This is a genomic window from Staphylococcus sp. HMSC070D05 (genome assembly GCF_001815595.1).
Classification (GTDB): Bacteria; Bacillota; Bacilli; order Staphylococcales; family Staphylococcaceae; genus Staphylococcus; species Staphylococcus hominis.
On the sequence record NZ_KV821157.1, the window covers coordinates 119,177 to 139,051 of the forward strand.

General features: G+C 32.6%; 19 protein-coding genes. 1 reads left to right on the forward strand and 18 read right to left on the reverse strand.

The features are described from left to right. Positions 1-12: 12 nt before the first annotated feature. The 4 genes from priA to gmk all read right to left on the reverse strand — a co-directional run bounded on the left by priA (position 13) and on the right by gmk (position 4,722). Positions 13-2,421: a primosomal protein N' gene (priA, locus tag HMPREF3046_RS09990; protein ID WP_070719229.1), complete on the reverse strand. Its 2,409-nt coding sequence runs from the start codon at positions 2,419-2,421 to the stop codon at positions 13-15. Continuing rightward, positions 2,421-3,629, reverse strand: coding sequence for a bifunctional phosphopantothenoylcysteine decarboxylase/phosphopantothenate--cysteine ligase CoaBC (gene coaBC / locus HMPREF3046_RS09995; protein ID WP_070719232.1), 1,209 nt, complete (start codon positions 3,627-3,629; stop codon positions 2,421-2,423). Before coaBC ends, priA begins: the two co-directional genes overlap by 1 nt. 257 nt (positions 3,630-3,886) lie before the next feature. Beyond that, complete coding sequence (rpoZ, locus tag HMPREF3046_RS10000) at positions 3,887-4,099, reverse strand: DNA-directed RNA polymerase subunit omega (protein ID WP_002448867.1); 213 nt, start codon at positions 4,097-4,099, stop codon at positions 3,887-3,889. Beyond that, positions 4,099-4,722 (reverse strand): guanylate kinase, encoded by a 624-nt coding sequence (gene gmk, locus HMPREF3046_RS10005; protein WP_070719233.1) that lies wholly within the window; start codon positions 4,720-4,722, stop codon positions 4,099-4,101. The genes rpoZ and gmk overlap by 1 nt, the downstream gene beginning before the upstream one ends. Positions 4,723-4,881: 159 nt before the next feature. Between gmk and HMPREF3046_RS10010 the strand changes: the two genes are divergently transcribed. After that, the gene (locus HMPREF3046_RS10010) at positions 4,882-6,585 is read left to right on the forward strand and encodes an Rqc2 family fibronectin-binding protein (RefSeq protein WP_070719235.1); all 1,704 of its coding nucleotides are present in this window, start codon (positions 4,882-4,884) and stop codon (positions 6,583-6,585) included. 59 nt (positions 6,586-6,644) lie between these two features. On the opposite strand, the gene HMPREF3046_RS10015 is transcribed toward HMPREF3046_RS10010, so the two are convergent. The 14 genes from HMPREF3046_RS10015 to HMPREF3046_RS11565 all read right to left on the reverse strand — a co-directional run bounded on the left by HMPREF3046_RS10015 (position 6,645) and on the right by HMPREF3046_RS11565 (position 19,780). Then, entirely contained in the window at positions 6,645-7,049 is a 405-nt protein-coding gene (locus HMPREF3046_RS10015; protein ID WP_070719237.1) for a VOC family protein, read from the reverse strand. A gap of 320 nt (positions 7,050-7,369) precedes the next feature. Beyond that, positions 7,370-7,594 carry a hypothetical protein gene (locus HMPREF3046_RS10020; protein WP_256278230.1) on the reverse strand — a complete coding sequence of 75 codons (225 nt, stop codon included), beginning with the start codon at positions 7,592-7,594 and terminating at the stop codon, positions 7,370-7,372. A gap of 14 nt (positions 7,595-7,608) precedes the next feature. Further along, positions 7,609-8,217, reverse strand: coding sequence for an orotate phosphoribosyltransferase (gene pyrE / locus HMPREF3046_RS10025; RefSeq protein ID WP_070719240.1), 609 nt, complete (start codon positions 8,215-8,217; stop codon positions 7,609-7,611). 1 nt (position 8,218) lies between these two features. Further along, positions 8,219-8,911 (reverse strand): orotidine-5'-phosphate decarboxylase, encoded by a 693-nt coding sequence (gene pyrF / locus HMPREF3046_RS10030; RefSeq protein ID WP_070719242.1) that lies wholly within the window; start codon positions 8,909-8,911, stop codon positions 8,219-8,221. 100 nt (positions 8,912-9,011) lie between these two features. Next, positions 9,012-12,185 (reverse strand): carbamoyl-phosphate synthase large subunit, encoded by a 3,174-nt coding sequence (carB, locus tag HMPREF3046_RS10035; RefSeq protein ID WP_070719244.1) that lies wholly within the window; start codon positions 12,183-12,185, stop codon positions 9,012-9,014. Beyond that, positions 12,178-13,284 carry a carbamoyl phosphate synthase small subunit gene (locus tag HMPREF3046_RS10040; protein ID WP_070719245.1) on the reverse strand — a complete coding sequence of 369 codons (1,107 nt, stop codon included), beginning with the start codon at positions 13,282-13,284 and terminating at the stop codon, positions 12,178-12,180. Before HMPREF3046_RS10040 ends, carB begins: the two co-directional genes overlap by 8 nt. Before the next feature lies 1 nt (position 13,285). Continuing rightward, a complete protein-coding gene (locus tag HMPREF3046_RS10045; RefSeq protein WP_070719247.1) occupies positions 13,286-14,560 on the reverse strand; it encodes a dihydroorotase in 1,275 nt (424 codons plus the stop codon). Positions 14,561-14,562: 2 nt separating this feature from the next. Continuing rightward, positions 14,563-15,456: an aspartate carbamoyltransferase catalytic subunit gene (locus HMPREF3046_RS10050; RefSeq protein WP_070672477.1), complete on the reverse strand. Its 894-nt coding sequence runs from the start codon at positions 15,454-15,456 to the stop codon at positions 14,563-14,565. Between the two features lie 25 nt (positions 15,457-15,481). Continuing rightward, positions 15,482-16,795 carry a uracil-xanthine permease family protein gene (locus HMPREF3046_RS10055; RefSeq protein ID WP_070719248.1) on the reverse strand — a complete coding sequence of 438 codons (1,314 nt, stop codon included), beginning with the start codon at positions 16,793-16,795 and terminating at the stop codon, positions 15,482-15,484. A gap of 224 nt (positions 16,796-17,019) precedes the next feature. Further along, positions 17,020-17,547 (reverse strand): bifunctional pyr operon transcriptional regulator/uracil phosphoribosyltransferase PyrR, encoded by a 528-nt coding sequence (gene pyrR / locus HMPREF3046_RS10060; protein ID WP_070719250.1) that lies wholly within the window; start codon positions 17,545-17,547, stop codon positions 17,020-17,022. 267 nt (positions 17,548-17,814) lie between these two features. After that, complete coding sequence (locus HMPREF3046_RS10065) at positions 17,815-18,732, reverse strand: RluA family pseudouridine synthase (RefSeq protein WP_070719252.1); 918 nt, start codon at positions 18,730-18,732, stop codon at positions 17,815-17,817. A gap of 11 nt (positions 18,733-18,743) precedes the next feature. Beyond that, the gene (gene lspA, locus HMPREF3046_RS10070; protein ID WP_070719254.1) at positions 18,744-19,220 is read right to left on the reverse strand and encodes a signal peptidase II; all 477 of its coding nucleotides are present in this window, start codon (positions 19,218-19,220) and stop codon (positions 18,744-18,746) included. An 84-nt stretch (positions 19,221-19,304) separates the two neighbouring features. Beyond that, positions 19,305-19,658 carry a CHAP domain-containing protein gene (locus HMPREF3046_RS10075; protein WP_070719256.1) on the reverse strand — a complete coding sequence of 118 codons (354 nt, stop codon included), beginning with the start codon at positions 19,656-19,658 and terminating at the stop codon, positions 19,305-19,307. Next, complete coding sequence (locus HMPREF3046_RS11565) at positions 19,655-19,780, reverse strand: hypothetical protein (RefSeq protein WP_256278231.1); 126 nt, start codon at positions 19,778-19,780, stop codon at positions 19,655-19,657. Before HMPREF3046_RS11565 ends, HMPREF3046_RS10075 begins: the two co-directional genes overlap by 4 nt. Positions 19,781-19,875 lie beyond the last annotated feature (95 nt).

Genomic DNA, 19,875 nt, shown 5'->3' on the forward strand with positions numbered 1-19,875 from the left:
GCAACTCTTTTTTTACATTAATATTTGAGGATTGATATCAATCTTTAACGATAATTTATCTTTAATATATGCTTCATGATAATAATCATCTAAGTACTGTAATGCATGAATTAATTCTGGCTCACGCTTGTATTTAACCAATATTTGAAAACGATGTTCATTATTAATTCTAGCAATTGCCGCTGGAGAAGGTCCAAGTACAAGTGCTCTTTCTGAAAGATGTTGCAGTAAAATTTGATGTACATGTTTAGCAGCTTCCATTACTTTTTTCATATTTTTATGCGCAATAGTAAAATTAATTAAATAATAATACGGTGGATATTTACCTAATTTTCTAAATTGCATTTCTTTATGATAAAACGTTAAATAATCATTTTTTTGAACATCTTCTATTGCATAATGAGTTGGATTATATGTTTGAATAATCACTTTACCGGGTTTTTCATGACGACCAGCACGACCTGAAACTTGTGTAAGTAGCTGATACGTTCTTTCACTCGCTCTAAAGTCGGGCAAATTTAACATTGTGTCGGCATTAAGTACACCAACTAATGTTATATTTGGATAATCTAAACCTTTTGCAATCATTTGTGTACCTAATAAAATATCGCCTTTTCCATTTTCAAAATCAGTCAATAGCTTTTCATGTGCACCTTTTCTTGACGTCGTATCTACATCCATACGAATAATACGTGCCTCTTCAAATTCTTGTTGTAAAATTTCTTCTACCCTTTGCGTACCTGTCCCAACTTGTCTGATATGTGGGCTTTCACAATTAGGACATAAATTAGGAGGTAAGTCTTGATAGCCGCAATAGTGGCATTTTAGTTGGTCTGTCGTCTTATGATAAGTTAAAGAGATATCGCAATGTGGACATTGTGGGACATATCCACAATCTCGACATAACATAAATGAAGCATAACCCCGTCGATTTAAAAATAAAACGATTTGTTCATTTTTATTCAGTCTATCTTGAATCGCTTGTCTTAATTCTCTGGAGAACATGGAACGATTACCTGAACTTAGTTCTGCTCTCATATCAATGATATCTATTGAAGGTAAAGCTTGTTGATTCACTCTTTCAGGTAAAGTAAGTAAGTGATATACATTTTTTTCTGCCCGTGCATAAGATTCAAGACTTGGTGTCGCACTTCCTAATACTAATGGGCATTGATGAAATTGACTTCTCCATTCTGCTATGTCTCTAGCATGATAACGTGGATAATCTTCTTGTTTATATGTTGATTCATGTTCTTCATCAATAATAATAATCCCTAAGTTTTTAAATGGTGCAAAGATACTTGATCTAGCACCTACGCTTACACGTGCTCTTCCATCTCTAATTTTTTGCCATTCATCATATCGTTCACCATTAGACAAACCTGAATGTAAGACAGCTACATCATCACCAAAACGTCGCTTAAAGCGTAAAACCATTTGTGGTGTCAACGCAATTTCTGGAACAAGCATCATGGCTTGTTTATCTTTTTTTAATACTTCTTCAATTGCTTGCAAGTAAACTTCAGTTTTACCTGAACCTGTGACGCCGTGTAATAAAAAGGTACGTTGTGTATCGTGATCTATTTTTTCTTTAATTTGTTGAAATGCATCATTTTGTGCAGAGGTTAACATTCGTTTTTCTTCTTTTTCAAAGATACGATTTTCAAAAGGATCTCGTTCAATTTCTGCATCATACTTTTCAAGGAAACCTTTTTTAACGAGACCATCTATACTTGATTTAGAAAATCCCATATCTTCAAGTTCTTTTAAAAATACATTTCTATGATGTTCTTCTAAAAGATAAGCATACACATCATATTGTTTTAATTTCTTTTCTAGTAAAGCTAATATATCATCTGGATTGTATCCTTCAACAACTCGTACTGCACGTTGTGTTTTTCTTTTTGTATGTTGAGATAATATTGTTTCTTCTTCTATTAAATGTTGTTCAAGTAATGTATTTAATATATTTAAATGATTATTTTTTTGCGCATCTTTATACTTATAATATCCGTTGTTATCAAAGTATTTTAATATATTATCTTCAATATCATTGTGACGGACTATTTTAAATACTTTAGTATATTTTGCTTTAATCGCACTTGGAAGCATTGCCTCTAACACTGAAATGCGTTTTGAAATATGATAATGACTCAACCATTCACTTAATTGGATAAGTTCAGGTGTTAATTCTGGTCGAATATCTCGAATTTCTTTAATTGCTTTCAATTTATCTATATTGACCTCTTCACTTGGTTGTTGTTGGATATCCATAACATATCCTTGAATTGTGCGTGGACCAAATGGTACAACAACTCTTACACCAACTTGTATAAAGTCTTTTAAATGGTCAGGTACGAGATAATCAAATTTAAAATCAACACTCTTAGAAGGAATATCTACAATGACCTTCGCAATCATTATTGCCACCTAGTTTCCAGTTCATCTAAAATTTGTTGTGCAAGTTGCACTTTCTTTCCTTTTTTTATGTTAATACGTTGTCCATCTTTAAAATGCATAGTGAGTTCATTATCATCAGATTGAAATCCAATGGTCTGATCTCCTACATTATTCGAAATAATGACATCAGCATTTTTACGTTTTAATTTATCTTGTGCATACGCATTAATATTTTGGGTTTCAGCTGCAAATCCGACCAAGTATTGATGCGTTTTATGTTCACCTAAATATTTCAAAATATCTTTTGTTCGTTTAAAAGTGACAGAAAGATTGCCATCTTGTTTTTTCATTTTATGATTCAATACATCGGCCGGCGTATAATCTGAGACGGCTGCTGCTTTAACAACAATATCTTGCTCTTCATATCGACTTATAACTGCATTAAACATTTCTTCTGCGCTTTCTACATGAATGACTTCTACATTCTCTGGATTATCAAGTTGTGTTGGTCCTGCCACAAGCGTCACCTTTGCACCTCTTTTAGCTAAAGCTTCTGCAATTGCATACCCCATTTTTCCAGAGGAACGATTAGATACAAATCTTACGGGATCAATCACTTCAATTGTAGGACCTGCAGTAACTAAAGCATGTTTTCCTTCAAAAGAAGTATGATATATATATGATCGTTTATTCTTATCTTTAAAATAATCATTTATTATTTTAACAATTTGAAGAGGTTCCTCCATACGTCCCTTTGCAATGTATCCACATGCTAAAAAACCATCTCCAGGTTCAATAAAACGATATCCATCGTCTTTTAATACAGAAATATTATGTTGCGTACGTTTATTTTCATACATATGAACATTCATAGCTAGAGCAATAAATTTAGGGGTTTCTGTAGCAAGTAGCGTTGATGTGACGAGATCATCAGCAATGCCTACACTTAATTTTGCAATAGTATTAGCAGTAGCAGGTGCAACAACGATGCAGTCTGCCCAATCACCTAATGCTACATGTTGAATTTCTTCAGGATTTTCTTCAATAAATGTATTGGTATATACAGGATTTCTACTAATGGCTTGAAAGGCTAAAGGTGTAACAAATTCTTGTGCATGATCAGTCAGCATTACTCTTACATCATAATTCGCTTGCGTAAGTTTACTAGTTAAATCAATTGCTTTATAAGCAGCAATGCCTCCTGTAACAGCTAATAGAATGTTCTTCATGATTCGACTCCTTTAGTTATATTTATAGTCTTCACTTTTAAACTTATTATACACAACTAAGATGAAAAACTAAAAACACGGGAGTAGAACAGATTTTTAATTCACTGTTCTACTCCCGTAAGATGAACTGATTCAAAAAATGCTTATATAAGCACATTTTCAATTAAATCAGAGAGTGCAAAAATGTTTAAAAGTCTGAAATACATGGTAGCTTATATTTCAGAACAACAACTTAACTGATAACGAAATAATTTTATTTATGCTTGAAACTCTTCAGGTACAACAGGTGAAATTTTTCCGCTTGCGATTTCTTCTAATGCTTCACCTACAGGTTTTGCTGAATGATAACCATTTAGCAATGCAGTTTCAGGCTTTTCGTCTAATTCACGTGCACGTTTGGCAGCTGTTGTTGCAATTAAATATTTTGAATTAATTTGTGATTGTAATTGATTTAACGGTGGATTTAACATTATTTTTTTGCCTCCAATAACATTTTTCTATATATCGCTTCAACGCGTTCTCTTTTTAAGTGTTCGGCTTCTACAATTGATTGAATTCTTTCTTTAGCCAAATGAACTTCATCATTAACAACGACATAATCGTAAAGATTCATCATTTCTACTTCTTTACGTGCTTCATTTACTCTGCTTTGAATCTTTTCATCTGTTTCTGTACCGCGACCAATAAGACGTTCTTTCAAATGATCTAAGCTTGGCGGTGCAAGAAAGATAAATAATGCGTCAGGAAATTTTTTTCTTACTTGTTTCGCACCTTCCACTTCAATTTCTAAAAACACATCATGACCTTCAGCCATTGTATCTTTAACGTATTGTACAGGTGTCCCATAGTAATTTCCTACGTATTCGGCATATTCAATAAATTGATCTTCTTGAATTAATGCTTCAAATTCTTCTTTCGTTTTAAAAAAGTAATCTACACCGTTAACTTCTCCTTCTCGCATTTGACGCGTAGTCATCGAGATTGAGTATTTATACGATGTAGTTGGATCGTCAAATATCTCTTTACGAACAGTTCCTTTACCTACTCCTGAAGGACCTGAAAGAACAATTAGTAATCCTTTTTCATTATTCATGCCTTACGACCTCTCTAAGCTATTCTTCTATTATTTAAATATGATATCACATTGTTGTTTACGTTGTATAGAGTGTACTAGGATAAACTTAACTCATGACGCTCTATTGTTACCATGTTACAATATAATGAATGACAAAACTGAAGGTGGAAAAAAATTATGGCTTATGATGGCTTATTCACAAAAAAGATAATAGAATCACTACAATTTTTAGTAACAGGTAGAATTCACAAAATTAATCAACCTGAAAATGACACAATCATTATGATTATTCGTCAAAATCGTAAAAACCATCATCTATTGTTATCTATTCATCCCAACTTTTCAAGAATGCATCTCACCAATAAAAAGTACGATAATCCCTTTGACCCACCAATGTTTGCACGTGTCTTTCGTAAGCATTTAGAGGGAGGTATTGTTAAATCAATACGACAAATAGGTAATGATCGTAGAGTAGAAATTGACATTGAAAGTAAAGATGAAATTGGCGATACGATATATCGAACAGTGATATTGGAAATCATGGGTAAACATAGTAATTTAATACTAGTAGATGATCAGTATAAAATTATAGAAGGCTTTAAACACTTGACGCCAAATACAAATCAGTATCGTACAGTGATGCCTGGTTTCAAATATGAAGCTCCTCCTACTCAAAACAAACGAAATCCATATGATGTTTCAAGTGATGAGGTGCTCAAATTCGTTGACTTTAATGCCGGAAAAATTGCTAAACAATTACTCAATGCGTTTGAAGGCTTTAGTCCTCTAATTACAAATGAAATTACAAATCGTTACCCATTTATGAATCAAGATACGCTTCCTCAAGCTTTTGAAGAAGTCATTGACCAAACATTAAAAGTACCCGTACCAGTATTTCATAAAAATCATGAAACAGGTAAAGAAGATTTCTATTTTATGAAATTAAAACAATTCTCGGATGATATTGTTATCTATGATTCGTTACATGATTTATTAGATCGTTATTATGATGCTAGAGGTGAGCGAGAGCGTGTAAAACAACGTGCGAATGATTTAGTACGATTCGTACAACAACAATTACAAAAATATCAACACAAGTTAAGTAAACTTATAGACGAATACGAAAGTGCTAAAGATAAAGATACACAACAATTATACGGTGAACTCATTACTGCTAATATTTATCGTATTCAACAAGGTGACGCGTCTATAAACGTTCTAAATTATTATACTAATGAAGAAGTAACGATTCCATTAGACCCTACTAAATCACCATCTGTGAATGCTCAATACTACTATAAGCAATATAACCGAATGAAGACACGAGAAAGAGAACTTGATCTTCAAATTGCTCTTACGCGTGAAAATATTGACTATTTTGCCAATATTGAACAGCAATTAGAACATATTACAGTTGAAGAAATTGATGACATTCGTGATGAATTAGCAGAACAAGGATTTATGAAACAACGTAAAAATACTAAAAAGAAAAAACAAGATAAAATCCATTTACAAACATATATATCTTCAGATGGTGACACGATTTTAGTAGGTAAAAATAATAAGCAAAATGATTATTTAACAAATCGTAAAGCTCAAAAATCACATCTATGGTTCCATACTAAAGATATTCCAGGTTCGCATGTTGTCATCTTAAATGATGCACCGAGTGAGACTACGATAAAAGAGGCAGCAATGCTTGCGGGCTATTTCTCTAAAGCTGGAAATTCTGGTCAGATACCGGTAGATTATACAGAAATCAAAAATGTCCATAAACCTTCTGGCGCTAAACCAGGATTTGTCACATATGATAATCAAAAAACGTTATATGCAACACCTGATTATGACCAAATCCAGCGTATGAAGCAGGATAAAAATTAAAAAAATAAAAATCCGTAGATGTTTTTTAAGTCATCTACGGATTATATATATCATAGTGTTTATTTTTCTGGTAATGCAAGTTGGAAACTTACTCCAAATTTATCTTGGACCCATGCAAACTCACGAAATGGTGGCATAGAAGTTTTAGGCATAAGTATAGCGCCTTCTTTTTTTAGACCATTAAATAAATGTTCCATTTCCATAGCATCTTCAACTGTAATATATAAAGAGATGGAAGGATTCATTGGTAATTCTTCACCATTATTAGCATCTATCGCCATGAAAACTTGACCATTTAATGTAAAAATAGAATGTTGAACTGTCCCAGGTTCTCCAGGACCTTCTTCTCCGTATTTTACCATTGTTAAAATCTCGCTATTTTTAAATAAGCTCGTATATAAATTGACTGCTTCTTCAGCCTGATTATTAAACATTAAAAATGGTGTTACTTTAGGTATTTCCATTGTAATCCTCCTATAATTTATAATTAATTTCTATTTTAAACTATTTTTTAAAATAATAAAAAGTTAGCTATTAAGAACTTTGAATTAAAAGTAGCTTTAATTTTGAAAACGTTCCATAAACAGTTAAAATTAAATAAAAGTATAATAGGAGGCATTTAATATGATGCATTATATTCTACCACTATTAGCAATGGTTATCGTTTTATTAATCGGATGGGTTTTAATTAAAATCTTTATACGTTAAGTTCATTATAGATTGATATAAAAAGATACATATAAACAAGTTGATTCATTATTTATATGTATCTTTTTTTCTATATTTAGAATTTATCTTTTTGACGTAAATGTGCTTTGGCTTTTTTAAAGAAGTCACTTGTATGCTCAAAAGATTCCATTTGTGCGTGATGCATATGTTGAATACTTTCTTTAATAGTTAACACATGTGCTGTTTGTTTAAATTCTTTTTCACTGTATAAAAATTGATTCACATGTTTTAAATGATTATAAAATGCATTATTATCTTTGTCTTTAGACAACTTTATCACCCTTTAAGCTATACTTAGAGATTATCGCGCCAATCCACTAATGTTTGAATATCATTTTCTGAAATTTTGCCTTCTTCTTTAGCTACTTCAATAAGTTCATTATAATTACTTAGCGTATAGAACGGTAGATTAGCTTGTTTGAACATGTTGTCTGCTTTAGCTAGACCATAAGTAAAGATGGCAACTACACCTACGACTTCAGCCCCTGCTTCTCTTAAAGCTTCCACTGCAGTAATTGATGATCCCCCCGTTGAAATTAAATCTTCAACGACAACGACTTTTTTGTTTTTACTTTGTGCACCTTCAATTTGATTTTGTTTACCATGACTTTTACTTTTAGATCGTACATAGTTCATTGGTAAGTTTAGCTTTTCAGAAATATAAGCAGCATGTGGAATACCAGCAGTTGCTGTTCCTGAAATAACCTCTACATTACCAAAATGTTCAGTAATAAGTTCACTTAATCCATCACGAATGTCTTGACGTACTTTAGGGTAACCTAAAGTAATACGATTATCACAATAGATAGGTGATTTTATGCCTGAACTCCATGTGAATAAGTCATTGGGTGATAAACTTACTGCTTCAATATCTAATAATGATTTTGCTATGTGTTTTGACATATTAACCTAACCAACTTTCCTTTATTTTTGTATAACTTTCTTGTGGATGCTCACTTTGAGTTATCGGACGACCCACTACAATGTGAGTTGAACCTAACTGTTTCGCGTCTTCTGGAGTTGTAATACGTTTTTGATCATTCACCGCTGCACCTTTAGGTCTGATACCAGGCGTCACCTTTAAAAATTCAGAACCCAGAGACTTTGTCAGTAATTCAGCTTCTAATGGCGAACATACTACGCCATCTAATCCTGACTCTTGCGCTAATTTTGCATAATTCAACACTGCTTCTTCAATAGATGTTTGAATATTTTGTTCTTGATGAAGCATTTCTTCAGTCGTTGATGTTAATTGAGTCACTGCTATTATTTTAGTAGTTTTATTATATTTACGTAATCCTTTTACAGCATGTTTCATCATTTCAGTTCCACCAGCAGCATGCACGTTAACTAAATCAACATTTAATTTACCTAAACCCTCCATAGCTTTTTGAACTGTATTAGGAATATCGTGTAACTTAAGATCTAAAAATATATCATGTCCACGTTCCTTTATTTTCTTAATTAAAGCTGGTCCAGTTTGATAATATAATTCCATTCCTACTTTTACAAAAAGTGGTTCATCAAATTGATCTAAAAAGTCAAGAACATGATTCTCAGAATCAAAATCTAAAGCTATAATTGGTAAATCTCTCATTCATTAAACTCCTTTAAATAACTCACTTTTATTTTAAAAAGAAGCGACTTGTGCTTAAACATAAAGCAAGTTAACACATAAGTCGCTTATAATTATGGCATTACATATTTCTCATTGAAAATGTCATACTTTCAATAACATTTGTTAATGCACTTGCAGTATCTAATGAAGTTAAACATGGCACTCCGTTTTCTACAGTAGTACGTCGAATTTGGAAGCCATCTCTTTCAACTTCTTTACCTTTTGTCATTGTGTTAATAACAATTTGTACATCTCCATTTTGAATACGTGTTAATAAATCATTTTCTCCACCGATTTTACCAACAACTTCAACAGGGATATTGTGCACTTCTAATTTTTGTGCAGTGCCTTGTGTAGCTAAGATTTTATAACCTACTTCATTTAAGCGGTGAGCAATATCAACGATTTCTTCTTTATCTTTATCGCTTACTGTCATTAATACGGTACCATGATCTTTTACTTCTACACCACTACCTATTAAACCTTTATATAAAGCTTTTTCAAGTGTTAAATCTTTACCCATCACTTCACCGGTAGATTTCATTTCAGGTCCAAGTGTAATGTCAACATTTTTTAATTTATTAAAACTAAACACCGGTGCTTTAACAAAAACACCCTCTGAATATGGTTGAACACCTTGTTGATAGCTTAAATCTTTAAGCTTTGTGCCCATTATCGCTTGCATGGCAAGTTGTGCCATTTGAATATCAGTAATTTTACTTAAGAAAGGCACTGTACGACTTGCACGTGGGTTAACTTCTAATACATACACACCATCATGTGCAATGACGAATTGAATATTGATGAGACCCACAATGTTTAATCCTTTAGCTAATTTAATTGTATAATCTTCGAGTGTTTTTATTTCTTCATCGCTCAATGTTTGTGGTGGATACACTGCAATTGAATCACCGCTATGAACACCTGCACGTTCAATGTGCTCCATAATACCAGGAATAATAACTATTTCACCATCAGAAATTGCATCGACTTCTATTTCTTTACCAGTTAAATATCTATCTACTAATACTGGATGTTCTGGACTTGCTTTAACAGCTTGTTCCATATAATCTTCTAATTCTGCATCACTATTTACAATCTCCATAGCACGGCCACCTAATACATAAGAAGGTCGTACAACGACTGGATAACCGATTTCACGTGCATTTTCTAATGCTTCTTTAGGAGAAGTTGCTGTTTTACCTTTAGGTTGTGGAACATCAATTTTTCTTAAAAGTGCTTCAAATTCTTTTCTATCTTCTGCACGATTTAAATCTTCTAGTGATGTTCCTAAGATGTTCACGCCATGTTTAGCTAATTTATCAGCTAAATTAATTGCTGTTTGACCACCAAATTGGACTACTACACCTTTAGGTTGCTCTAAATTAATAATATTCATTACATCTTCTTCAGTTAGCGGTTCAAAATATAATTTATCTGAAATTGAAAAGTCTGTTGATACTGTCTCTGGATTATTATTAACAATAATCGCTTCATATCCGGCATTTTGAATTGCCCAAACTGCATGCACTGTCGCATAATCAAACTCTACACCTTGTCCGATACGTATTGGTCCAGAACCTAATACTAAAATTTTCTCTTTATCTGTAACTACAGACTCATTTTCTGTTTCATATGTTCCGTAATAATATGGTGTAGATGATTCAAATTCTGCTGCACACGTGTCTACCATTTTATACACAGGTTTAATATCATTATCTTGACGTAATTGATATACTTCATCTTCTGTCATATCAAAGCGATGCGCAATCACTTTATCACTGAAACCATAATCTTTTGCATATTTAAGATATTCTAAGTCTCCTGGATGCGCTTTAAGTTCATGTTCAATATGAATAATATTAAGAAATTTATTTAAGAAGAAATAATCAATTTTAGTCATTTCATGAATTTCTTGTAATGATGTGCCACGTCGAATCGCTTCACCAATAAAGAATAAACGCTCATCATCTTGATGACTAATACGTTCTTTAATGTAATCTAAGTCATAACTTTCACCGTTTGGTAAACCAAGATGATGGACACCATATTCTAATGAACGGATCGCTTTTAATAATGATTCTTCATATGTACGACCAATAGCCATTACTTCACCAGTAGCCTTCATTTGCGTTCCTAATTCACGTTCACCTTTTTCGAATTTATCAAATGGGAAACGTGGAATTTTTGAAATAACATAATCAAGTGTTGGTTCAAAAGCAGCATAAGATGTTCCAGTTATAGGATTTAGCATCTCATCTAATGTTAAACCAACCGCAATTTTAGCTGCCAATTTAGCAATTGGATAGCCTGTTGCTTTTGATGCTAGTGCAGATGAACGAGACACACGTGGATTAACTTCAATAATGTAATAATTTAATGAATATGGATCTAATGCTAGCTGTACATTACAACCACCTTCAATACCTAAAGCACGAATCACTTTAAGCGATACATCACGTAACATTTGGTATTCAACATCTGATAGTGTCTGACTAGGAGCTACAACAACTGAATCTCCAGTATGGATACCTACTGGGTCAATATTTTCCATATTACATACTACAATGGCATTGTCATTTTTATCACGCATAACTTCATATTCAATTTCTTTATATCCTGCTATTGATTTTTCAATTAAACATTGCGTTGCTGGACTATAATGTAATCCATTACTTACAACTTCTTTTAATTCTTCATCATTATGACAGATACCGCCACCGGTACCCCCCATTGTAAAAGCAGGACGTACAATTAATGGATATCCTACTTGTTCTTTAAATGCAAATGCTTGTTCCACAGTATTTACTATATCACTTTCAGGTACCGGAACATCTAATTCATTCATCAATGATCGGAATAATTCTCTATCTTCTGCTTGTTGTATAGATTCTAATTTTGTACCTAATAACTCTACATTATTTGCTTTTAATACACCGCTATCATGTAATTGTATTGCCATATTCAAGCCTGTTTGTCCACCTAATGTAGGTAATAATGCATCAGGCTGTTCTTTACGAATGATACGTGCAATAAAGTCATGAGTTAAAGGTTCAATATATACTTTATCTGCAATTTCTTTATCAGTCATAATGGTTGCAGGGTTTGAGTTCACTAAAATAACACGGTATCCTTCTTCTTTTAAAGCAAGACACGCTTGTGTTCCAGCATAGTCAAATTCTGCAGCTTGTCCAATAATAATAGGACCTGAACCAATTACTAAAATCGTTTTAATATCGTCACGTTTAGGCATTCGTTTTACTCTCCTTTTTATTATCTTTAAAATCTCTCATCATGTCTAAGAACTCATCAAATAAGTAATTTGAGTCACTTGGGCCTGGTCTTGCCTCTGGATGATATTGTACTGAAAACGCTGGTAATGTTTTATGTCTTAATCCTTCAACCGTACCATCATTTAAAGCAATATGTGTCACTTCTAAATCTGTATTTTCTAATGAATCTTTGTCTATAGCATAACCGTGGTTTTGACTTGTGATATCTACTTTGCCTGTGCGTAAATCTTTTACAGGATGATTTGCACCACGATGTCCAAATTTCATTTTAAATGCTTTAGCGCCTTGAGATAATGCAAATAACTGATGACCAAGACAAATGCCAAAGAATGGTATATGTCCTAAAACACCTTTAATCATATCTAAAGCAACATCAACTTCTTCTGGATCTCCAGGTCCATTTGAAAGCATGACACCATCTGGTGACATTGCTAATATTTCCTCTGCTGAAGTATCATAAGGTACTACAGTAACATTACATCCTCTTGAATTAAGCTCTCTAACAATATTTTGCTTTTTACCAAAGTCTAATAACACGACACTTAAATCTGAGCCTGTTGATACATACGGTGTTTTTGTTGACACAGTAGTCACCTCATCACGAGGTAATTCTGCAGTTTTTAAGCTCACTGCAAGTGATTCAATATCCTCTTTATTGTCAGTAAATCCTGCTTTTAATACACCATACTTTCTAATTTTTCTAGTAATACTACGTGTGTCTACCCCTGAAATACCAGGAATATGATATTGAACAAGCACTTCATGTAATGTTTTTTGTTTTCTAAAATTACTTGGATGCGTACTTGCTTCCTTAACCACTACCCCATTTAATGTAGGTGTAAGTGATTCAAAATCGTCTCTATTAATACCATAATTTCCAATTAAAGGATAAGTAAATGTAACAATTTGACCAGTATATGATGGATCAGAAATCGTTTCTTGATATCCAGTCATAGCTGTATTAAATACAATTTCTCCGATTGATAATTGATCTGATCCTAATTTATATCCTTCATAGTATGAACCATCTTCAAATACGAGATATCTACGTTCAAACATTTTACTTGTCCTCCTTAAATTTAACTTCACCCTCAACCATTGTTAAAACAGGGTTACCATATACGTTATATCCTATAAATGGTGTGTTATCTGCTTTAGATAAGAAGTCTTCACCACGAATTTCTCTTTCTTCATCTAAATTAATGATTGTTAAGTCTGCATAGCTGCCTTCTTCTAATTTTCCATAAGGTAAATCAAATATTTGTGCTGGTTTAATTGTTAAGTAATCAACAAGTTGTTGTAATGACCAGTCTCCATTTTTAACAAAATAAGTATATAGTAATGGGAAAGCCGTTTCACTTCCTACAATACCAAATGGTGCTTTTGTCATTGGCTGAGCTTTTTCTTCTTTGGCATGAGGCGCGTGATCTGTAGCAATACAATCAATGGTACCATCTAGTAACCCTTCTAATAATGCATCTCTATCTTCTTTACTTCTTAATGGTGGATTCATTTTAAAAATGGCATTATCACCTGGAACATCATCTTCCGTTAATAACAGATGATGTGGTGTCACTTCAGCAGTAACATGAATGCCTGCTGCTTTAGCATCACGAATTGCTCTTACACTTTCTTTTGTTGAAACATGGCACACATGATAGTGACAATCTGCTGCTTCTGCTAATAAAACGTCTCGTGCAATTTGTACAGATTCACAAATGTTTGGAATGCCAGGAATACCTAATTCTTCACTACGTTTACCTTGATGCATTGCACCACCATAAATTAAACTATTATCTTCACAATGAGCAACAACTGCTTTATTTAATTTTGCTGCTTGTTGCATCGCTTCATACATCATTGCTGATTCCTGCACACCCACACCATCATCTGTAAATGCAAATGCACCCTCTTTTGCAAGTGCTTCAAAATCAACATGCTCTTTACCAGCTTGACGAATTGTAATTGATGCATAAGGCAAGACGCGGACTTGTGCATTTTCTTTAATTAATGATTGCAACTGATTCATGTGTTCTACTGTATCAGGTACAGGACGTGTATTAGGCATTGGACATACTGTTGTAAATCCTCCACGTGCAGCTGCTTTTGTTCCAGTTTCAATTGTTTCTTTATGTTCCCCACCTGGTTCTCTTAAATGAACATGCACATCTACTAGACCTGGTGCTACAAACTGACCATTTGCATCAATGACTTCAGTATCTTTATCAATATTAATATTTTCATTAATTTCCTTGATATATTGTCCATCAATTAAAATTGACGTTGATTTAAGTTTACCATTGTCTAAAATTTTAGCATTTTTTATAAGTTTCATAATTATTCTCCTTTTCTTGATAAAAGTTTATCTATTACAGCCATTCTTAAATACATTCCATTTTCCATTTGTTTAAAGATTCTTGACTTAGGTGCTTCAACTAGTTCACTATCGATTTCTACGCCACGATTTACTGGAGCAGGATGCATCACTATCGCATCATCTTTTAAACGACGATATCTTTCTTTAGTTAACCCATATTGTTCATGATAATAATCAGCTTTAAAGTTTGCTTCATCAGTAATACCATGTCTTTCATGTTGGACTCTTAAAAGCATAATGATATCAACTTTATCAATCACATCATCAATATTGACATAGGGAGCATCTAATGTTTCATCTACCCATTCATTCGGACTTGAGAACATCACTTTAGCACCAAGCGAGGTTAAACTTGTATAATTACTTCTCGCTACACGAGAATTTTTAATATCTCCACATATTAAAATATTTAATCCTTCAAATGTTTCGTATTCTTCATAAATCGTCATTATATCCAGTAAGCTTTGAGTAGGATGCTGACCACTACCATCTCCAGCATTTGCAATCGGAATATTTAAATTTTCTAGTTCTTCGTAATAAGCATTTTGAGGATGTCTAATGACTAATAAATTGACGCCAATACTCTCTAACGTTTTACAAGTGTCATAAAGTGATTCCCCTTTTTGTACTGAAGAAGTGCTTGTTTCAAAGTTAACTTGTTTCAATCCAAGATTAAGTTCAGCTACTTCAAAACTGCATTTTGTGCGTGTTGAATTTTCAAAGAATAAGTTAGATACATATTTCCCTTCATACTGAGGGACAGTTTCTTTTCCTGATTTAAAACGACTTGCTGTTTGAATGAGATTAAATATATCGTCGTTTGTTAAATACTCCATTGAAAATAAATGTTTCATGACGTGCCTCCTAAAAGATTCTCTTTTATTTAATGTCTGATTCTTTTTTTTCTTTTGGCAAAATAAGATTTAATATGATCCCTGATAACGCTGCTAAAGCCATGCCTTCAATTTGTAGGTTCACACCAAAACTTTTTAAATTGATAAGTAAATTTCCAATACCGACTACTAGTACTACTGATGCAATAACTAAATTACGATTACTAGCAAAATCAACACGACTTTCTACCAACATTCTAAGTCCACTTGCTGCAATAATACCGAATAATAAGATAGATACGCCACCCATAACTGGTGTAGGAATTGATGAAATTAATGCTGAGAACTTACCAATAAATGATAAGATAATTGCAATCACTGCTGCGCCACCAATGACATAGATACTATATATTTTTGTAATTGCAAGTACACCAATATTTTCACCATAAGTTGTACTAGGTGGTCCTCCAATAATGCTAGCGAACATTGTTGAAACTCCATCACCTATAATTGAACGATGTAAACCTGGATTTTCAAAGAAATTACGCCCTACAATTTTATTAATCACCATTTGATGACCAATATGTTCACTGACTGTTACAAATACTATAGGCAACATGACTAAAATAAGTCCGATATGTATCGATGGAACATAATCTTTAAATGGTAAATATATATCTGGAAAATCTAGCCAACTGGCTTTAGCAATTGGTTTGAAATTAACAATGCCTACAAAAATTGACACAATATAACCTACAATAATTCCTATTAACACAGGAATAAGTGAAAAGAAACCTTTAAAGAATCCTTGAACAATAATAGTTACTAGTAAGGTTACTAATGCGACTAATAAATAGCTTAAATTGTAACCCTTCATATCTCCTGAATTCTCATACATTGCCATATTTACTGCTGTTGGTGCGAGACTTAATCCAATGACCATAATAACTGGACCAACAACAACTGGTGGTAAAAGATGCATCAACCAACCGGTACCACTTAATTTTATGAAAATACCAATAATGATGTACATTACTCCACTAGCGAATAAAGCGACAAGCATATCTCCTAAACTGTGCGTACTTAACCCCGTAATAATTGGAGTAATAAATGCAAAGCTTGAACCTAAATAGGCAGGTATCTTTGCTTTAGTAATTAATATATATAGTAATGTTCCTATACCCGAGGCTAATAATGCAGCAGAAATAGGTAACCCTGTTAAAAAAGGAACAAGGACAGTTGACCCAAACATTGCAAATAAATGTTGTAAGCTTAAAAACGCCCATTGTGCTGGTTTTGGTTTATCTTTTACATCTAGCACTGGTTTGACAGTACGTTCAAACATTCGTTCATTTTCCATGAAATATTCTTCCTTTCTAAAAAAGTCTCTTTACACTATGGTAAAGAGACTAAAATAAATTCATGACATATTATAAAAAGCTTCTTTCAGTTTTTTATAACATGACATAGGAAAAGTATTTAATTTAAGTGAGACATATTATCTATCCATTTAATAAATACATTACACGCTCATCATTAAATACTTCACCTTTTTCAGTCTCTCGTACTGGTTTAAAAGGTTAGTTATTCAATTACTACTGCATTTCTATCATCTATTTCTTCAAGATAAACAGATACTGCTTCATCTTTTGCAGTAGGTATATTCTTTCCAACAAAGTCTGCTCTAATTGGCAGTTCACGATGGCCACGATCCACAAGGGCAGCGAGACCAATCTTTATAGGTCGAGAATGTAATAAAATTGCATCTAAAGATGCTCTAACAGTTCGTCCAGTATAAAGTACATCATCAATAATAATCACTATCTTATCTGTAACATCTTGATCAATTTCAATGGCATCTTTAGTGATAGGCTTTTTCGAATTTTTAATATCATCTCTAAAATGAGTAATGTCAATCGTGCCTGTTGGAACTACGTGATGTTCAATTTGTTTAATTTTTTCTTGAATACGACGTGCTAAAAATTCGCCTCTTGTTTTAATACCTAAAAGAACAAGTTGTTCAGTTCCTTTATTATATTCTAGAATTTCATGTGCTATACGTGTAACAGTACGTTGTATAGCTGCTTCGTCCATAATAATACGTTCTGACATGATTACACCTCTTAAAAGAAAAAACCTCATGTCTTTTATAAAGACATGAGGTTTAATGTATATAAAAATATTTTATATGATTAGTCTGATAATAATCGAACAATTGAAGTTAATCATATTTATATCATTAGTCACCCTGTCTTTTGAGCCTCTCTGGACTCTTTTTAAAAGACATTGTTTTGTTTAATTTTAACTGTTATTAGCTTAAATCTTTTTAGTTCATAAGTCAATATGCTTTCTTTTAATTTATGACTTTATTCTCTAATTTTATGATTCTCTTAATCGAATATCTTCTAATAGCGATTGAAACTCTTGAGGTAACTCAGCATGACGTTCAATATATTCATGAGTGACAGGATGTTCAAAACCAATGACTCCAGCATGTAAAGCTTGTCCACCAATATCTAATGTTTTTCTAGGACCATATTTAGGATCTCCAACAAGTGGGAACCCAATATATTTCATATGAACGCGAATTTGATGAGTACGCCCTGTTTCTAATTGACATTCAATCAATGTATAGTCATTGAAATGTTCTAATACATTAAAATGAGTCACTGCTTCTTTTCCATCATCAACAACATCCATAGATTGACGGTCTTTTTTGTTTCTCCCTATTGGAGCATCAATTGTTCCATAATCATGAGGAATATTACCATGTACTAAAGCTGTATACTTACGCTTTACTGTTTTATCCATAAGTTGTTCTACTAGACCACGATGTGCCACATCATTTTTAGCTACCATAAGTAACCCAGACGTATCTTTATCAATACGATGAACAATACCAGGACGTATCTCTCCATTAATACCTGATAAATCTTTAATTTGATACATTAATCCATTAACTAATGTACCTGTATAATGACCTGGTGAAGGGTGTACAACCATGCCTTTAGGTTTATAAACAATGGCTACATCTTCATCTTCATAATAAATATCTAAATTGAGGTTCTCCGGTAAAATATCGGCTTCAACCACTTCTTTTTTAGTCACTTGAATCTCATCATTTAATTTAACTTTATAATTTGATTTGATTATTTTATCATTAACAGTGACTAAATCATTTTTAATCCAATCTTGAAGTTGACTTCTAGACCACTCACTATTGAAATCAGATAATAATTTATCAATACGCTGACCTACGAGTGCTTCATCTTCTATTTTATATTCATACGTTTCCACTACGTGCCCTCCTATTCTTTTTTCGTTGCATCCTTAATCAATGCAATAATGACAAAAATAACACCAATTGTTAAGCTTGAATCTGCGACATTAAAAATTGGAAAATCATATCCAAAAATATTTGTATCAATGAAATCAACCACTTCACCATTGAATACACGGTCGATAAAGTTACCTAATGCACCTGCAAATAATAAGCTAATTGCAACTTGCATAAACACATTATATTTAGTTTCTTTAATATAAAATATGATAAGTACAACTAAAATAATAAGAGTAATAATATAGAAAAATCCCATTTTACCACTTAAAATCCCCCAAGCTGCACCATTATTTCTATGTGATGTAATATTTAAAAAATGAGGAATCACTTCATAAGAATCACCAATGTTCATTGTTGCTGTAATTACTTTTTTAGTTATTTGATCTATAATTAAAGTCACGATAGCTACTATTAAAGATAAACCAATATAATATTTCTTTTTCATTCATGTGCCTCCATTCAGCCCTCAACTCTTTGACAACACTCTACATTATAGCCTACTACTTAGCATAAAAAAAGCTACAATCTTCTATGTCATATTTGTGTTACTTTTAGGATGAATATAATTAAATTGATCGACTTGATAAACATCTACAAAACGTGTTGTAATTTCGTAAGGTTTTCTGAAATTCATATCAGAGACTATTAAAGAGCCATCATTATTTACTTGTTCTACATAAGCAACATGTCCATGTTTTCCTTTTGGATAATGTAAAATTGAGCTCTTAGTTGGATTTTCATTGACTGTATACCCTTGTTTCTTAGCCTTGTTAGCCCAATATTTAGCGTCACCCCATTGGTTACTTATTAAATGATGATCTTCTTTTACTCGATCAAATACATAGTAAGTACATTGACCTTTAGCGTATGTGTTATATTTCATAGGATTTTTTCCCAAAAATGAATTGTAGGTTCAGTCATATCTTGATTGTCTAGACCATCAAAAATTGCACCGCCTGTAAATATCATACATACAAATATCATTAAAAAAATCCATTTTTTCATTTCATCACTCTACCTCTATAAAATTAAATCTAAACTGGATATCATCTGGGACTTTAATATTGATAGGATGTGTATCTGGATAATGAAAGTCAACG